General features: G+C 57.6%; 18 protein-coding genes. 11 read left to right on the top strand and 7 right to left on the bottom strand.

Annotated elements, in window-relative coordinates:
• Positions 1 to 7 precede the first annotated feature (7 nt).
• From AF337_RS00440 to AF337_RS00425, 4 genes are all read left to right on the top strand, one after another.
• Entirely contained in the window at positions 8 to 913 is a 906-nt protein-coding gene (locus AF337_RS00440) for an NAD-dependent epimerase/dehydratase family protein (RefSeq protein WP_244471150.1), read from the top strand.
• Between the two features lie 954 nt (positions 914 to 1867).
• Positions 1868 to 3478 carry an RcgA family putative transporter gene (locus AF337_RS00435; protein ID WP_049730583.1) on the top strand — a complete coding sequence of 537 codons (1611 nt, stop codon included), beginning with the start codon at positions 1868 to 1870 and terminating at the stop codon, positions 3476 to 3478.
• A complete protein-coding gene (locus AF337_RS00430) occupies positions 3468 to 4475 on the top strand; it encodes an alpha/beta fold hydrolase (protein WP_049730582.1) in 1008 nt (335 codons plus the stop codon). Before AF337_RS00435 ends, AF337_RS00430 begins: the two co-directional genes overlap by 11 nt.
• Positions 4476 to 4779: 304 nt before the next feature.
• The gene (locus AF337_RS00425; protein ID WP_049730601.1) at positions 4780 to 5364 is read left to right on the top strand and encodes a hypothetical protein; all 585 of its coding nucleotides are present in this window, start codon (positions 4780 to 4782) and stop codon (positions 5362 to 5364) included.
• 67 nt (positions 5365 to 5431) lie between these two features.
• Here the strand turns inward: AF337_RS00425 and AF337_RS00420 are convergent, their stop codons facing one another.
• The 5 genes from AF337_RS00420 to AF337_RS00400 form a co-directional block, all read right to left on the bottom strand.
• Positions 5432 to 7450, bottom strand: a complete 2019-nt coding sequence (locus tag AF337_RS00420) for a relaxase/mobilization nuclease domain-containing protein (RefSeq protein WP_244471149.1) — start codon at positions 7448 to 7450, stop codon at positions 5432 to 5434.
• Positions 7413 to 7805 carry a hypothetical protein gene (locus tag AF337_RS00415; RefSeq protein WP_049730580.1) on the bottom strand — a complete coding sequence of 131 codons (393 nt, stop codon included), beginning with the start codon at positions 7803 to 7805 and terminating at the stop codon, positions 7413 to 7415. The genes AF337_RS00420 and AF337_RS00415 overlap by 38 nt, the downstream gene beginning before the upstream one ends.
• Positions 7806 to 7809: 4 nt before the next feature.
• A complete protein-coding gene (locus AF337_RS00410) occupies positions 7810 to 8100 on the bottom strand; it encodes a hypothetical protein (RefSeq protein ID WP_244471148.1) in 291 nt (96 codons plus the stop codon).
• Positions 8101 to 8199: 99 nt separating this feature from the next.
• A complete protein-coding gene (locus tag AF337_RS00405; RefSeq protein WP_244471147.1) occupies positions 8200 to 8949 on the bottom strand; it encodes a ParA family protein in 750 nt (249 codons plus the stop codon).
• Positions 8950 to 9062: 113 nt separating this feature from the next.
• The gene (locus tag AF337_RS00400) at positions 9063 to 9461 is read right to left on the bottom strand and encodes a hypothetical protein (protein ID WP_049730577.1); all 399 of its coding nucleotides are present in this window, start codon (positions 9459 to 9461) and stop codon (positions 9063 to 9065) included.
• Between the two features lie 128 nt (positions 9462 to 9589).
• Between AF337_RS00400 and AF337_RS00395 the strand changes: the two genes are divergently transcribed.
• From AF337_RS00395 to AF337_RS00375, 5 genes are all read left to right on the top strand, one after another.
• Positions 9590 to 10282 (top strand): thermonuclease family protein, encoded by a 693-nt coding sequence (locus AF337_RS00395; RefSeq protein ID WP_049730576.1) that lies wholly within the window; start codon positions 9590 to 9592, stop codon positions 10280 to 10282.
• Between the two features lie 17 nt (positions 10283 to 10299).
• Positions 10300 to 10926 (top strand): thermonuclease family protein, encoded by a 627-nt coding sequence (locus AF337_RS00390; protein WP_049730575.1) that lies wholly within the window; start codon positions 10300 to 10302, stop codon positions 10924 to 10926.
• On the top strand, positions 10923 to 11519 hold the full coding sequence (locus AF337_RS00385; protein ID WP_049730574.1) for a thermonuclease family protein: 597 nt from the start codon (positions 10923 to 10925) through the stop codon (positions 11517 to 11519). The genes AF337_RS00390 and AF337_RS00385 overlap by 4 nt, the downstream gene beginning before the upstream one ends.
• A gap of 25 nt (positions 11520 to 11544) precedes the next feature.
• Entirely contained in the window at positions 11545 to 11859 is a 315-nt protein-coding gene (locus tag AF337_RS00380; protein ID WP_049730573.1) for a hypothetical protein, read from the top strand.
• A gap of 133 nt (positions 11860 to 11992) precedes the next feature.
• Entirely contained in the window at positions 11993 to 12538 is a 546-nt protein-coding gene (locus tag AF337_RS00375) for a hypothetical protein (RefSeq protein WP_049730572.1), read from the top strand.
• A 33-nt stretch (positions 12539 to 12571) separates the two neighbouring features.
• Here AF337_RS00375 and AF337_RS00370 read toward each other — a convergent pair whose 3' ends face one another.
• Entirely contained in the window at positions 12572 to 12913 is a 342-nt protein-coding gene (locus tag AF337_RS00370; RefSeq protein WP_049730571.1) for a helix-turn-helix domain-containing protein, read from the bottom strand.
• A gap of 397 nt (positions 12914 to 13310) precedes the next feature.
• On the opposite strand from AF337_RS00370, the gene AF337_RS00365 reads away from it, so the two are divergent.
• Both AF337_RS00365 and AF337_RS00360 read left to right on the top strand, forming a co-directional pair.
• Positions 13311 to 13598, top strand: coding sequence for a hypothetical protein (locus AF337_RS00365; RefSeq protein WP_049730570.1), 288 nt, complete (start codon positions 13311 to 13313; stop codon positions 13596 to 13598).
• Between the two features lie 9 nt (positions 13599 to 13607).
• The gene (locus AF337_RS00360) at positions 13608 to 14993 is read left to right on the top strand and encodes a hypothetical protein (RefSeq protein ID WP_049730569.1); all 1386 of its coding nucleotides are present in this window, start codon (positions 13608 to 13610) and stop codon (positions 14991 to 14993) included.
• On the opposite strand, the gene AF337_RS00355 is transcribed toward AF337_RS00360, so the two are convergent.
• On the bottom strand, positions 14994 to 15365 hold the full coding sequence (locus AF337_RS00355) for a hypothetical protein (RefSeq protein WP_049730568.1): 372 nt from the start codon (positions 15363 to 15365) through the stop codon (positions 14994 to 14996).
• Positions 15366 to 15415 lie beyond the last annotated feature (50 nt).

Below are 15415 nucleotides of genomic sequence, written 5' to 3'. Positions count from 1 at the left end.
AGTCTTGATGGAGGACGTTGATATGCGGATTTTATTTACGGGGGGTAGCGGCAAGGCGGGCCCACACGTGGTGGATTACCTTGCGGGGGCGGGGCACAAGGTGGTGAACGTTGATCGGGCCCCACTGCGCCATCCCAAGGTTCGCGACATGCTGGTCGACCTGACGGATCTGGGTCAGGTTTTCTCGGTCATGCAGACATATGCCGACGACCACGAAATCGACGACGGCATCGGTCATCGTGGCTTTGACGCGATCGTTCACTTTGCGGCGTCGGTACCCGCAGGACATATACCGGTTGACGCCGAGACTTTTCGGGTAAACGTCATGTCCACCTTCAACGTGCTGGAAGTGGCGGCCAAGATGAAGGTGCCAAAGGTCATTATCGCATCCTCCGAGACGACCTATGGCATTTGCCTGACTGACGGCATCGTGGATCCGAAATGGCTCCCGCTCGAGGAGGATTATCCGATCGATCCGGTCGATGCCTACGGGCTTTCAAAGCGCGTGAACGAGGTCACTGCGGAGGGGTTCCAAAGAAGAACAGGAGCTGACGTCTACGCCTTGCGGATCGGGAACGTGATGGAGCCTTCGGATTATGCCCGATTCCCTGGTTTCGCGGAAAACCCAGGAGCCCGGCGGAGGCTGACGTTTTCTTACGTGGATGCCCGTGACCTAGGGCAGATCGTTGACCTTTGCCTGCGCAAAGACGGGCTTGGCTATCAGGTCTTCAACGCCAGCAACGATTCCAATTCAGTCCCTCAGCCCAATTCGGAGCTCCTTGCTCGCTTCTTCCCAAATGTCCCTCTCAGGCGGCCGGTGGGCGAAAACGAGGGCCTGCTGTCGAACCGGAAGATCCGGGAGCTGCTCGGCTTCAAAGAGGAACACAATTGGCGCAAGTATGTGAATGATTGATCCTGTATGGGAGGCGATGGATGCCAGTCTCGCGTCGTTGAGTCCTAGCGAGACACCCAGGTCATCAAGCCTCGCTCCAACACGGCAGTCGATTCGCTAGGCTGCCACTTCAGTGGAACCAAGGCGGTCGCGGATTGCGACCGTCGTGTTTGGTCTCGTATAGCCCGACGTCTGCTCGCTCGAGGTGAAGTGCGATTTCGCGACGGAAACGCCGACACCTTCCGACGTGACAGGGTGTGCTGCGGAGAGTGAACGTAATTGCCTATATTTTCGCCTCATTCGCTCGGCAGCCGCGAGTGCTCCCTCCGGAGTGTCGGGCAAGATCACTCCGAATTCCGCGCCGATGCCGGGGCTATTTTCCGCATCTTGGTCGCGACCGGCCAAGCCGTGAAGGCCCGGGCGTGTGCTGCCTTTTAATCGAAGCGATGAGATCGAAACTGCGCTGCCTGCCGAAAGCGACGTCACGCTCGGATGCGCTGGTCAAGGCCGGCAACCAGATCGACGCGAAGGATAGTCGCGCCTGCTATTCGGCTGCGAACGATGCCCTATAACTAAGAACGCAGGCCGGTGCTCCCGAGATCGCGAAAAAAGGGATAGCGTTCGCGTAATTAGTTCGCCCCGTAGCCGATGGTGAGATGGCCTTGGTCAGGATGTTCCATAAATATGCTTATGCGATTTTCGCAACTATAGCTTGCCGTCTCACGTCGACAGTCGAGGGAGTCGCGCCTCTGTCGCAACGCCATTCCTTTGTTTTTCCCTAGAAATCACAAAAATTTGAACGGACGAGCACACGGCCACCGCTCGTTGTGCTTTCTCCTTATCTCGTAGAACTATATACCTGCGGTAGTTGCCCTATAGATAGCCCGCGTCCTATCACGATGCTGCGCCCAAAATCCCGGCGGTATGTGACCTCGCGGCCAAATAAAGCGAAACCGAATTTGAGCATCTGAGCCATTGGAAAAGAACGGGAAGATTTTTGTCACCCCTCTGAAGGACGGGCGCGATTTCAAAGAACTGTTCAAGCAGCTAGCCGCCGTCGGAGCAGGCCGGCCTTTGGGTCGCGACGGGTTTCCGCAAGGCCCATGGACGCCCGAGTTGTTAGCTGAGGCGATATCACAGATCGATGCCAACCGGCTGGGGGTTGACTTGCGCACAGTTCAGCTCTGGTTTCAAGAAAATGATAAAGGGATTAGCTCTTCCAACATCCGGTGGCTGGCACGGATCTTTGGATGCGATGATCCGGAGGCGACCAGCGAATGGCTGATGGAGCTCAGCGCGGCTCAATCACGGTTAACCTCAAAAAGGCGAGATTCGAAAAATTCAGTAAGAAGCACGGCATCGCTCGTGCCAGAGGCGCCGCCGTCTCTCACCGTTGATGAGGCGCAACCTGCAGGCGGTGTCACACAAGACAGCGAAGTTCCCCGAAAAAGACAACGCTTCAGCTTAGCGGAAAGATCGGAAGCGCTTTTCAGTCATGGATCCCCGTTGAATCTCCCGGCATCGATATTCGCCGGTGCTTCCGCCCTCGGGTTTTTGTCGTACATGGTTGGGATCGACAACGTGACGTATAGGCGGCCAGATGGTGTCGTTAAGGAAGTCGGTTTTCTATGGGCACCTAACTGGACGCTTCTCTTCATGGTGCTCTTCCCGCTATTTTTCGCGGTCGTAATTGAGATGCTGGCCTTCTGGAAACAGAACGCGCGCTTACGACTGGTAGCACAAGCCGACAGCTCAAAAAGCACCAACGACTGGACGAGCAATGTTCGCGCTTACTCATATTCCTATTGGGCAGTCTTCCTGGTCTGCGTCTTAGTAGCTGGTCTTCTTCAATGGATGGGCGTGTGTCTCGTCCCCCTGCTAGAGGGGAATGGCGATTACGCCATCAGCTGGGGCACGATAGCGATTGTGCAACCTCATCTCATATCGGTGTCAGCGGAGATCGTCTTCACCGCGCTCGCCTACCTCTACATGAGTGTTTGCTTTTATCTTTTCCTTGCCGGCCTTATCTTGCTGCACACAATCGTCCATGATCTTTGGAGACTCGGAGGGGGTCCGAGGACGCCGCCAGAGGTGGAGCATCGGCGCGAGACAGGCGAAATCTGCCTGAGGGTAATGCGGGGGATCTTCCGCTGCACCGTCCTCGGTGTTCTCGTGGCCGTATGCATGAAACTCCAAAGTGCGTACTTGAGCTCGAATGGACAAGACGTCGTGACCTGGATAATCCACGACATGTTTTCGGCTATCTATGGCCTCCCCGACGGCAGCAATAGCTTGGGCTATCGAATGCCGACCCATTACAGCAGTTTGCTCGTCGCCATTTCGGCTTGTGTCGTTTTTGTTTATGGCTCCTTTCGCTTGGCGAACGGAAAGCAGGTCCGTGAAACTTTGTGGAAGATGTCAGCGGTCGTGGGTCTGCTCTTTGCCAGCTATGTGTTGATCGACGCCTTCGACGGCTTTTCGATCCTCCTCGGCGCTGGCGTTTTGCTCGCAGTGTACGGTCTCTTTGATCCGGAGTTTGGGCAACGGCGGGAAATCGAAGTGGAGAGCAAACAGAGTGTATCATAAATGGCTTGATCGTTGGGACGAGCAGCGAGCGCGACGTGGTGAGGAAGCGAAAAAAGCAACAGCTTTCGTCCTCGACAGCTCCCTCGCGTTCCCGGCTGAGAAGAGGGCGGGAACTGTACAGGAGTTTTGTACCCTTGCCGACCGCGCCTTGACTGATTCAAGCTTCTACGACGAGCCCAGCGAGAGCGATCATGACTTTGTGATGCGAGAGGGGTGGCTGAGATTTCCTTCAGACCTTTCTACCGAGGTCGAAGAGAACAACTTGGTTTGGGCGAAGGTAACCGAAAGCGGCTCGCTTGATCAGGCACTGGTGATCTTTCACCACTGGAATGCGGGCCGCCGAAATCGCCAGATTTCCAAGTTTTTCTCACAGCGTGGCGTTACGGTTCTCGAGATCGCTATGCCTTATCACTTTGAACGCAGCCGGCCCGGCTCGCTCTATGCCGAGGACATGCTGAGCCCGAATCTCGGTCGAACGATTCAGTCTGTAAGGCAGGCTGTATTGGACGGGCGAAAGCTCATCCGCTGGCTGAGAGGGGAAGGCTATGAAGAGATCTCGGTTCTCGGCATGAGCCTTGGCTCCTGGGTTGCCGGACTGATCGCTGCACATGAACCGGCAGTAACGAAGGCGTCCCTGTTTTTGACGGCTGGTAGCCTCGCTGACATGGTCTGGACAGGCCGTGCGACCCGGGCGATACGTGATAGCCTGGAGCCTGCGATCGAGATCAGCGATCTTCGTAAGGCATGGGGCCTGCTGAATTTAGAGAGCTACGCTCCTAATCTGGCGAGGCCAGACCTCGCGCTTCACCTGGTGATCGCGACCCGAGACAAGGTGGTGCTACCCGAACTATCGAGACGCTTCATCGAAAAACTACACGAAGCCGGGGCCAGGCCAAGCGTCCTAGAGCTGAACTGCGGTCACTATTCCCTCGCGATGCCCCCTTACATCTTGCTCGCAGGCTGGAGCTTGAAGCGCTTTCTGTCGCCGGAAGGCTGAAGCGCGAGTGCGGCAAGGAAGCCATGTTTTCCTCGCGCCCGGTAGCAGCGCGGGCCTGCCCTCTCCTTTCACTCGCTGATAAAAACTTTCCGCTGTAAAACAATAGCCTGCAAGCCTCGTTTCGTTTTGTTTCGCTAGGATTCGCATCCCATCGCGCAATCTGCGGTAAGCACCATGGTTAGAAACTGTCAATTTCAGCAAGGCGCCGTTCCATTGAAAGCAGAGCATTAGTGCCTGTTTGGGGCGGACGCAGTTCGCAACCGACTTCGCCCAGGAGAAAGCTATTTCAGCTTTGATTGCAGCTATGGATTCTGACGTATTCGACGTGCATTGCATCCACAGGCAAGTGGGTTCAACTGGCTTGGTCATTTTCGAGCGTGACGACATCCTCCTGAGACACAAGCCGCAGATTGAAGACCATACGCTCAGTGATATCGACGCTGATTTCGTGGCCATGCTTCACGACATGCGTGAACTTGATGTTTGTTTTGGATTTATTTCTCACCATTCAACTCCGCCATTCGACCAACGTGTCGGTATCGCAAGCGCGACGCTGACACGGCTGCTCGACGATCTCCTAAAGGCATCGGGCGCCCTACCCGACTTCTGGATAGACGCAGCCTGCGCATTGGACCTAAGACAGCGACAGCATCCGCACAGCAAATCTGAACTCGATCTGATACTAAGCCTGACGCGGTGGCGTGAAGCCGATCTCAACAAGACGGTTGTGGTACGGAAAGCGGAAGCGCCCCTCGTCAAACCAAATAAGTCCGGTCTCATGGAGATCTTCTATCCAGGATTAAACGCGGTCGCCCCCTCCGACACCAGTCGGCGGGCGACTGTGGGTTGGCTGAAGACGAAGATCAAGCATGCTTTGGATCTAGAGTAACGCCGACCTCGGCAGTGCGTCACGTGCAGCGGGGGCTGCTTCGTTTGATGTAGCTCGACGGTCCGGGCTACCGTCCGCGGTCCCGATCCTTGTTCTGCGGGGGGCGCAGCTTGATCGATTTCGATATCTCGCGATCGCGCTGCTGGGCTCTCTGCTGATCCGAACGATCTTTGTCAGGGCTATCATGCTCGGCATTCGAGCGGGCTACGCGCGACTGATCAACAGCACGGTTGCTCGAACTCTTGTTGACGACGCCCTGCTCCGCAACATGGTCGCGCCCGGTCGCCGACTTCGTCTCCAGGCTATCCGAAGTGCGCTTATTCTTGCCAACCTCTGCCCGATCCCGATTTTTCGCGACCCGGGAATCGAGCTGCAGCCCAACCACCTTGCCGATGATCTTTGTCGCTTGCTCGAAGATCAACCGATCGGACGGATTGGTGATCTTGGCAGCAACGCTCAAAGCGGTGTTCGCTAGTGTTTCTTTCGCCGCCCTCGCCTGTGCGGCACTAATGGGGGTGGATCGTAGCATATGCTCTTCGCCTTTCTCTCGTATGGGATCGCGACCCTCGCGAACCGCAGTTTCAAGCCGTTGGTATTCGCGACGAAGCCCCACGGACAGATCGTGACTAAGATCGCGTGCGGTGCTGGGGGCCGATCGATCTTTTGCGATTTTCTCCAACATCTCGATGACACGTCCGACGGACCGCTGACTCTGTTCGACCCGGATCCGAGCATCCTGGCGCTTTGGTGCGGTCGGAGTGTCACGCACCCTCGCCATGACCTTATCAACGACGTTGCCCGGAGCCGTTGCGCCCATCCGCCGGAACATCTCCCATTCCCATCTTTTCACCGGCGGTGGACCGGCGCGCTCGATGCGCTTCTGGCGATCGATCGGGATACCGCGCTCTCGAGCCTTTTCGGCAAAGCGGACTCGCCATTCGGTGAAGTCGCGGATGTTGGGGTTGAGGATCTTCCCGTTCGAATTGCGTAGTCCGACGATCACATGCAGGTGCGGGTGCTTTTCAAGATCGTGACGATTGTGGACGGCATAGGCATAACGATGCCCTGCGAACTGCTCCCGCAGGAAATCTCGGCCCGCGAGGACAAATTGGTCGCGGTCCACATTGGCTGGTCCTGAGAGCAAAAGGTGCATGAAATCCCGCGGTTGGCGGGTTTGCATGAGAACCCCAACCGTCCTGCCTTCCGCGGTCAATACCTTGTGGTCCCTGGTCGTGACTTCGCGCCGCACCTCGCCGAGTTCATAACGGCCGCTCCTGCCAGGCCGCTCCTCAATGCGTACCTTTGTAGAAAGCGTGACCTCCGCCCCTGCCCTCTGCATGGCATGCAGGGTTGCCGTCAGGCCTTTGGGTCCAGAGGAAAACTCCGCCGGATAGCGCGAAACCGGAGTAGTTCCAGCGTCCCGCAGAGCCCTGTCCAATCGATCGTCGATCGCACGCACATCCTCCATTTCCGCAGGAACCCGGTTCGCGCTGCTTCGATCCGACCTGTCTTTCTTCTCGTGAGCGATGACCAAAGCAAAATGCAGACGGGTTCCTCCCTTCACGCCTTCGCTGACGCTGAACGCGTAGGTCCGATCTGCGTCGCCGGACTGACGGAAACCATCTTCCGCGAGCGAAGCAAGACCTCGAGCGATATCGTCGCGGTTCGCATTCTCCAGTTCGTAGGTCAGGCGGAGAATATCCTGACTGCCTTTCCGGTTGCCGAACTCCCGCTCCCAGGAGCGCACAGCGCCTCGCAGATCGGTAACCTCGCGGCCATCCTGGTCGCGCGCTTTCTCTTCCTTGCTCTGATAGGCGAGCACGTTGCGCGCTGAAGCCGCGCCCGCTCCATAAGACAGGACTTTGACGACAACCGCATTGTTGCCGGAAGCACGACTGAAAGCCGTGGCAGCGCCGGGATGTTTGCCGGCGCGCGGAACCGCCTTGGCCGACGATGGTCGCTTTGCGGCGCCGCCTCCACCGCCGCCTCGGCGACGGAGCTCGTCTTCGATAAGCTCGAAGTAGCTCGGCAGTCGGCGGCCCTGGGACCTAGATGCGAAGCGACTTTTGGACATGTCGGTCATCATGGTTCCTGATCAAATCGGCGATAAAGGTAGAGGGCCGGACGTAGGCTGCGTCTCTGATAGCATCGAGCGCACCCATGACGTTCTCGAGCTGCTGCGCTATCGCTTTTGCGCTTGCAGCACGAACGTCTCCTTCGGAAAGGAACTCCTCGTTTCGAAAAGCAAGTTCTCGCAGGAACTGGTGCATGTTTGCCAACTGACGATCATGTTCTTCGAGCATCGCAGGGATGTGCATCACCTCTCTGGTGACGATGAGCTTGGCGACGATGTTCACAGAGACATCGAGCCTGCGAGACACGGCCTCGAGATTGCTCAGAATGTGAACGGGGAGGCGGAACATCACGGCGGGCTCACGCATCTGGTTACAGCCCCCTCGCCTTCAGCGCCTCTAAAATCAGCCGGTGCGTCGCAGAAGAGAGCTGTTCATGCCGCTCCAGCGACACGCGGAATATCTTTGTGAGTACGTCGTCGTCGAGATAGAGAGAGATACGCTTGCGCTTTGTTTCAGCGTCCGTGGCGATCGCTTGCGGTGGCAGTGGACCGGGATTTCGGGTCTTGGCTGGTTGCCGCCGCGCCTGAGGCTCGCGGCCCTCGGCCTCTGCTTCCAGAGCCTCATCTGGCATCAGCGTCTCAAGGTCGATATTCGTCGGCATGTAAGACGTGGCACTCTCTTCCACCTCCTTCGCCTGGTCCTCCCTGGACCGTGCAAGGGCAAGAATATTGCCGGCGGGCGTCCGTTCCCTCGACATACGTTAGGCAGCTTCCGCCTGCAGCAGGCCGATGAATTCGTTGTTGATCTTCTTCACGAGATCAATCGCATCGAGCACGCTCTCGGATGCCCGCCGCTTTGCCGATCGGGTCAGCGAGGAATTGTTCTCGATACTTGCCAGTTTGGAATAGAGCGAGCCGAAACCAGCTCCGACATCGCTGAAATGATTGCTCTTCCGGATTACCGTCTCCACCATCGGAATCCGGCCGCTGGTCAGGATCGCATGAACCTCGGGAAGTGACCTGTTGTGCTTGAGCGCGATCATGTCGATGTGATTCCAGATGGCCGCATAGGGGATCGGCCCTGCAGCGCGCTTTTTGGATATTTCCTTCAGGATCGTCGCCACCTTGATTGCTGACGTGGCAGCGGTCGGCTCCGGGATGATCGGAATGAGGACCGCATCGCACTCGTGATAAACCTCGATAGCCCGTTGATGCACGTAGCCGCCGACGTCATAGATACGGATATCCGCTTCAGGTGCGTCGGCCAGGCGGTCGCGAAACCTGTCGCCAGGTGCGACGCGCAGATGCAGCAACGTGCCGTCTGTCGGGAGCAGCCCGCGCTTCATCGAGACATTGTACCAGCGCGTCGATGACTCCTGCTCGTCGCAGTCAATCAGAAGCGTTCGATGTCCCTGCTGCGCGAACTCGGCTGCGAGATTGACGTTCAAGGTTGATTTGCCGGCACCGCCCTTGAACGTCGAGATCGCGAGGGAAAGGGGTTTAACTGCCATTTGCTTCTTCACCATCTTGCATCGACTATTACTGTTGGGAGGAAGGGAGTTCGATGGTGGCCAAAGATTGCGGACATCTCCGCCACGCTCTGGACGAACCTGCCCTGCCCTCGTCATGCCCGAAGTTTGGCTCGTAGCTCTTCCTGCCGCCGAGCGGCGATCAAATCCTCGTTCAGCCGTGTCATTTCGCGTTCACGAGTTGCATATGCGACCGGATCCCTCCCCGGCCAAAAGCGAAGGAATTGTAAAAACACCAGCGCGAAGAATGTGATCGTGGCCGCTTTGAACCAGGACGAATGAGCGTAGAGATCAGCTGCCCATTGCCACAGCGCTTGCGCCCATTCTGTGGGGAGAAACGCATATGAAAACACCAGCGCGACGCCGTATGCGACGAACGACGCAAAAAACAGGCCCACAGCCGACACTATGATAAAATTGGCGCTCAACACGACGAACCACGCCGCCCGAAACGGGAAGACAACGACCTTAAGTGACTGCCTGAACGCTGACATCCGCTCTTCTCCACGTGCGATTTTCAGTGCCTGATAAAGACATACTCCAATCCGCATGCTTTTTCCAGACTTGCACTGCAGTATAATTTCGTGCATGGTCGAAAAGTCGAAACCAGACGGATGCGGACATGAAGAATGGCGCATGGCGGCTCGATCGCCTCCTCTCCTACACCCTCGTCAACATCCTCATCGCGCTGCGCCCGGCTGCTGCGGCCGACACCGATCCCGATACCGCTGCGGATTTCGTCCAGCACTATCAACGTGCCTACGCGCAGGGGCGCGATCTGATACCAGGGCCAATCTTGCCGCTCGACACATTCTCGATTGCAACGCGGCTCGACCTGCAGACCATCAGACCTCAAAGTGCCCTTACCGGCACTGGGTTCGTCGCGCTCGATGGGACGATTGTCAAACTGGCCGGCGCTCAGGGCTGTCTTTCGATAGAAGCAGTAGAGTTCACTGGGTTGCGGACGACATGCGCGATGGTCTCGCTTGCCGGAATGACAGCGACCCTCAATGAGGCAGAGGTAGGTGCGGGCAACGCATTTCCCTGTCATGTCTTCGGAAATGCGCCCGGAACGCCCACGGTCCACTATGCCGAGTGCTTCTTTGTCGAAGATGGCGCGGTCCGATCGCTTTCGGAAACGCTAATCAGCAGAGGACTGGCGTTTGCTGCCCGTGATGGTGCCGGGCGTCCTGTTTTTCCGGAATATGCAAAAGCCGAGGAGCAGGCTCGCCGGGACAAGGCGGGGATTTGGGCGAACGCCTATTTCGTCCATCCCTACGGTGCTCGCTTTCGTGCCAATCTATCAACGAACTGATGCGGGTGAGATCACTCATGCTGATTTCCACGATCACAGTGTCCGGCTTTTATGCAGCGATGACCGTCATGCCGATGCCTGCACAAGGCGACATCACGCGGACACCCTCCGCTCCGGTCGTCCGAGTTCAGGCCGCTGAACAAGACTTGCCCGCCACTGGCAGGCGCGACGACGATCAGTCCAAATTCCGTCCCTTTCCTTCAGAGGCGCAATTCGAAACCGGTGACACCTGGATTTCCGGCGGCCGGCGGTATCGCCTTTACGGCCTGCAATCGTGCCTCCGAGGGACAAATATCACAGTATCTGCCGGCGTCGTGCGCGACTGCGGCGAGCTAGACCTCATCATGGTGCAAGCATTGATCCGGGACACCCGACCTGTCTGCGCCACCATCAAAGATCTCGACCAGAACAATGCCGTCGTGGCGTGCCAGACAACCACCGGCCAACACCGCTACGATCTGGCAACCTATATGATCGCTCAGGGATGGGGATTTGCCGCAGTCGACGGGGCGGGCCGTTTGATCGTTCCTGGATATAGGACGGCTGAGGAGGCGGCGCGATCCGCACGCGTCGGGCTTTGGGCGTATCCTGACATGCCGCATCCGGTTTCGTTCCTCACGCAGCAGGCGAGGACCCAACGATGAAAGCCGTGACCGTTTCGATGATGCTGTTCATGGCGATACCAGCGGCGTCGCTCGCACAAAGTCGACCAGCCGATGTGCCGCGCCAGATCTACGGCATGGTTCAGGTCGTTGATGCAACGACTTTCGAATTCGTCAAGAGCCGACAGGTCGTCCGTCTGGCCGGCTACGAGGCGCCCCGCCTGGAGCAGACCGCGACGAGCGCTGGGGGGGGATGGCCGGCCGGTCAGGTGTCACGTGCATGGATGATCCTTCGGACGCTTGGCCAAAACGTCAACTGCGGGCCGATCGGACGCGACGCCAAGCAGGTGTTGGTCGCCCACTGCTTCGTCGGAGAGACCAATCTGGCAGCGACAGCAATTGCCGAAGGCATCGGCTATGCGTTCAACTACCCGGGTGAGCCTCAGGTGCCTGCCTATTTCGACATCGAAAGAAAAGCCAGGGGTCTGGGGTACGGAGTCTGGTCCTCACCCGACCTGCTTCCGCCCTGGCTATACGATGCTTCGGTGGCGAAGGCAGACACGTCCGACCGCAGGGTGCCGGAATCCGAACCGGGACTGCCGTTGCCGCTCCCCGTCAATCAAACAACGCGCTGAGTTGAAGAATCTGCCTGGAGGCTGAATGAAACGTGTTCTCGAAACCCTTGCCGTAGCAATGGCCTTGCTTGCCTCTGTTCCGGTTGCAGCCAGCGCGCAAAATGCTGGTTCGCCCAACCGGATCGAACAGCGAGACACCGATCACTGCGGTGTCGCCGGCGCCGGATGTGATCCGGCGGACGTGCAGCAATGGAAGGCTGTTGGCAACCGGCTAGCCGACCTGTCGTCGGCAGACCTTAGCCAGTATGCCTACGCCTGCGCGCGTCATCCGGAATGGAAAAAAGACTGCCAAACCGATCCCGCAATCATTCTGAAGCGCCTGGGAATTGAAGGATATTGAGACTGCCGATGAGCAAGTCGGACAATGTCGTCGCCATTGCCGAATTGGCCTTCCTCGTCAGGACGGCCGGCCCTTTCCTTCAAGGACCGGTGGCACCTGGACGTTAATTCAAGAAATAGATGGAGGCGAAGTAATGAGACGATTTTCAATCGTGGTCGCGGCGTTGGCGGCTGGGAGCTTCACCGTATCGAGCCCTGATGCGAAGGCCGACGACGCGTCATGGGGTTGTCAGGTGCTCCTATGCGCGGCATCGCAGAATCCATCATGGCATGGCGTTCCCTATTGCGTTCCGCCCATGAAGAGGCTGATTGATGCCATGAAGAAACCCGGATTTGATTGGCCTATCTGCCACGAAGCCAATTCGGGCAAGCCAGGCCGCGAGGATTTCGAGGAGTGCCCGGCCGGCATGACAGTCGGCTACCGCTCGCAGGGCGACAATGGATGGCGAGGTGAGCCGGACCAGTGCATCAAGACAGTCGATGTCTGCCGCTCGCCCAACCCGCGTTCAGATGCGACGAGGCTGCCCGGTCAAACCATCCGTCGCAGCTTCGGGAACTACGACACCGACTGCGTCCAGCAGATTGCCACTCCGCGCCCGCGACGCGCCGACCCCTATTTCTTCGACATACCCGACGACACGGGCGTCAAGGAGCGGTTCTGGTTCAACCTGAATCATTAGCCGCGCGTTTTCAATCTGCCCTGAGTGCCGAGCTCAGGCGGCGGGCTCCGCTGTCCTCTTTTTCTTTCCCCGCCGCGATCTCAACGCTGCGACGCGAGGAAGATCGTCTTCGGTGACTTTTAGCAGATCTTCGATAACGACTTTCCACTCGCGCTGCATCTTGTCGAGGGTCGAAAGTTTCACGTCACGCATGCAGCGCGTGACTTGCGACATGTAGGCTTCCGATACACCGAGCTGCTCGGCCAAATCCTTGTTGGTAACGCGACGCCTAGCTTTCAGGCGGCCAATACCGACGGCCAGTCTTTCCTGAAACGACAGCGATGTGAGGATCGACTTGTCCAGTTCTACGTCGGCATCGACCTTCACACGTGGCATTGTACGAATATCCCGCGTTCGTTTGAAAGCGAAATGCCGGGACAGGACGGGTCATCCCTTGGAACAGCGTCGTCGCTGCGGCGCCTGTTTATCAACATGTTTGAAAATAAATCAATCATTGCGGATCCGACGGCGACAGATGATCAATGTAACCATGCCTATAACTCTTTGTTGCCCATCGTTGTCACTGGGACGTTCACAAGCCCGTTACCTCTCTACACCGTCAGTCAACAATGCAGCAAGCGGTCCTGGATTGCAGGCGGCCTCAATTCTGTCCACCGGTCATCAGTCCCGACGATTGTCGCACGACATGGCCTGCGCTTCTAAACAACAATTCCATTGCCGGTCTATTATACTGCAGTTAAAGTTTGGTGGTGACATTTCCTCGGAGGATTGCATGGCATCGCTCACAACATCAAGCTATCGATTTGACCTGACGCGTCTCGCCGTCGCGCTTCTGATCCTCGGACTGATTTTCATCACGGCCCGCCTGTCGATCGGCGACAGCCTGACAGTTGGTTACGTTATGGTGATCCCAGTGTACGTTTTTTTGTCGGCCGTTCTCGAGGACGCGCGGCTCGTAAAACACAGCCGCGTCCATGCGTGGGCAGAGACATTGGCAGCTTTAAGCGCCGCAGCGGCTTCCGGATACACAGGCTACCAAGTCTGGATATCAGGGTACTAGGACGTCGGCATGCGGATCGTTGTTCGCAATAGCCCTCCCCACGGTCTCGCCACACTCGAAGAACGAGAGGCAGTTGCGTTGCGCGCCTGGTATGGCAACGCTGCTTCCATTGAAGTCGAGGCCATCGCCCTATCCGTCATCAAGCGCTCTCGGTTGATGGACGGTTGGATCGAATGCGACTGCCTGCCCGGCCGATACCAGCCCCTTCTTGCCCCGATTCAACAGGAGCACACATACACACTACGGCGTCTGCTGCCGAAAGACGAAGATCCCGGCCGGCATGAAGAGCGCCCAAACCATGCACATGCCTGCCCGTTTCATGTCGACAAGGATGTCGCGCCCTCTCTCTTCGATCGCGGCTATCATCTTCGCCCGTTGCCCAAGTCGGAACGAAGCTACATCGATGCGCTCCCAGCCATTCCCGACCGACTTGCCGACGTCTCCGCCTCAGACCGGATCCGATCGGTCGAGCGAAACGATCGGCCCTCCCGGCTTGGATCAATCCTCTGGAGGGTGCTCGATAAAGCCGGCACCAATGTCATTCCGCCCTTGCAGGATGAGCGGGATTTCAGCCTCGGAGATCAGCTTGCAAGGCTACGCTCCGCGGCGCGTGAGTTTCGGGTACTGCGCACCTGGACGCTTAACGCGTTGATGTCGACATGGGCGGCCGACTACCGTGATCCAGACAGCCGTTGGCAGCGGTTGCTCGCGACCTCGCGCCCAGACTGGCCCGAGACTGTACGTCGAACCGGCTTCATGGCGCTGTTTGCGACAAGCGTTTCGACACAGACAATCATGCCGGCATCCTCGGCGCGCAAGATCGATATCCTGGCAAAAGTCCGCCAGCCGCTTCGTGGCGATCCTACCAGCCGCGGACCCTTCCTGACACTGTTGAATGTGGATTTTGGAGACGATGACGATGGGCTGGCCCGAGCGGTCCAAGCCTATGCACAGCCCGTCTACAATGGCGACACCCTCTTTCCGGTGGAATCGGGATTTGAGCGGGACGTAACCCATCTCCTGTTCTGGCTGCAACAGTCACTATTTGAGGCCGCACCAGAACTTCGTATCGAGATCACCAAACCACTCTTCGCCTCTGACACACCCATCGGTCCATGCCGGCCAGACTTCATCTTGAACGTCAGCTATGGAGCAACCCATTCCCTAAACCTTATCATCGAAGCCTTTGGAATGGACAGTGACGAGTATCGCCAGGCGAAGGAGGTAATGTTGCCGCGAGCTAAGTATCTCGGACCGCTTTTTGGAATTTTTCCGAACAACCTAGCTGCGGCGAACGCGGCGGAGACTGCCCGGCGTCTGCAGTCGTGGGTCATCGATCAGGTGCGACACACCGGAAATCTTTCCAGCCTATCTGCCGATGGACATACGCCGTAGCTATCCGTCATCGACGTCGGAACTGGAGCTATTTCCCGCGTTCTGTAATTTAGCATCCCGCAGTTCGGCACCCGCTGCTTGGAGCAAGGCCTCTTGAATGTTCGCGAGGGTCCCGGTTGAACATGTTCCAAACATGCGCGAGACCAGTTCGGCGGCGAGGTCGGCAATCGACGGCGTTAGTCTTTCCGCAGCGGGACTACCCCCCTCGCTTCTAACAGTGGTGAGCGCGTTAACGGCAAGCGTCCGCCTCTCCATCTCGCGCTCTTTCACCATCAACCAGAAACCCGCGTCAGCCTTTGCCGCGGAGACGATCTGCTGGATACTCCGAGGATCTGAAAAATCCACTTTCGAAAAGTGTTTGATCTCGCCCATGATATTGCTCTCCTCAAAAAAGCGCGGCGCTTCTTGCCTCGCCGATTTGA

This window comes from Rhizobium ecuadorense (assembly GCF_001187535.1).
GTDB classification, from domain to species: Bacteria; Pseudomonadota; Alphaproteobacteria; order Rhizobiales; family Rhizobiaceae; genus Rhizobium; species Rhizobium ecuadorense.
This window is presented reverse-complemented; position numbering and strand designations above follow the sequence as displayed.

Coding starts and splice junctions, on each gene's coding strand:
- AF337_RS00440 (WP_244471150.1), top strand. CDS start 8: ATGGAGGACGTTGATATGCGGATTTTATTTACGGGGGGTAGCGGCAAG.
- AF337_RS00425 (WP_049730601.1), top strand. CDS start 4,780: ATGGATTCTGACGTATTCGACGTGCATTGCATCCACAGGCAAGTGGGT.
- AF337_RS00420 (WP_244471149.1), bottom strand. CDS start 7,450: ATGATGACCGACATGTCCAAAAGTCGCTTCGCATCTAGGTCCCAGGGC.
- AF337_RS00415 (WP_049730580.1), bottom strand. CDS start 7,805: ATGCGTGAGCCCGCCGTGATGTTCCGCCTCCCCGTTCACATTCTGAGC.
- AF337_RS00410 (WP_244471148.1), bottom strand. CDS start 8,100: ATGCCGACGAATATCGACCTTGAGACGCTGATGCCAGATGAGGCTCTG.
- AF337_RS00405 (WP_244471147.1), bottom strand. CDS start 8,949: ATGGCAGTTAAACCCCTTTCCCTCGCGATCTCGACGTTCAAGGGCGGT.
- AF337_RS00400 (WP_049730577.1), bottom strand. CDS start 9,461: ATGTCAGCGTTCAGGCAGTCACTTAAGGTCGTTGTCTTCCCGTTTCGG.
- AF337_RS00395 (WP_049730576.1), top strand. CDS start 9,590: ATGAAGAATGGCGCATGGCGGCTCGATCGCCTCCTCTCCTACACCCTC.
- AF337_RS00390 (WP_049730575.1), top strand. CDS start 10,300: ATGCTGATTTCCACGATCACAGTGTCCGGCTTTTATGCAGCGATGACC.
- AF337_RS00385 (WP_049730574.1), top strand. CDS start 10,923: ATGAAAGCCGTGACCGTTTCGATGATGCTGTTCATGGCGATACCAGCG.
- AF337_RS00380 (WP_049730573.1), top strand. CDS start 11,545: ATGAAACGTGTTCTCGAAACCCTTGCCGTAGCAATGGCCTTGCTTGCC.
- AF337_RS00375 (WP_049730572.1), top strand. CDS start 11,993: ATGAGACGATTTTCAATCGTGGTCGCGGCGTTGGCGGCTGGGAGCTTC.
- AF337_RS00370 (WP_049730571.1), bottom strand. CDS start 12,913: ATGCCACGTGTGAAGGTCGATGCCGACGTAGAACTGGACAAGTCGATC.
- AF337_RS00365 (WP_049730570.1), top strand. CDS start 13,311: ATGGCATCGCTCACAACATCAAGCTATCGATTTGACCTGACGCGTCTC.
- AF337_RS00360 (WP_049730569.1), top strand. CDS start 13,608: ATGCGGATCGTTGTTCGCAATAGCCCTCCCCACGGTCTCGCCACACTC.
- AF337_RS00355 (WP_049730568.1), bottom strand. CDS start 15,365: ATGGGCGAGATCAAACACTTTTCGAAAGTGGATTTTTCAGATCCTCGG.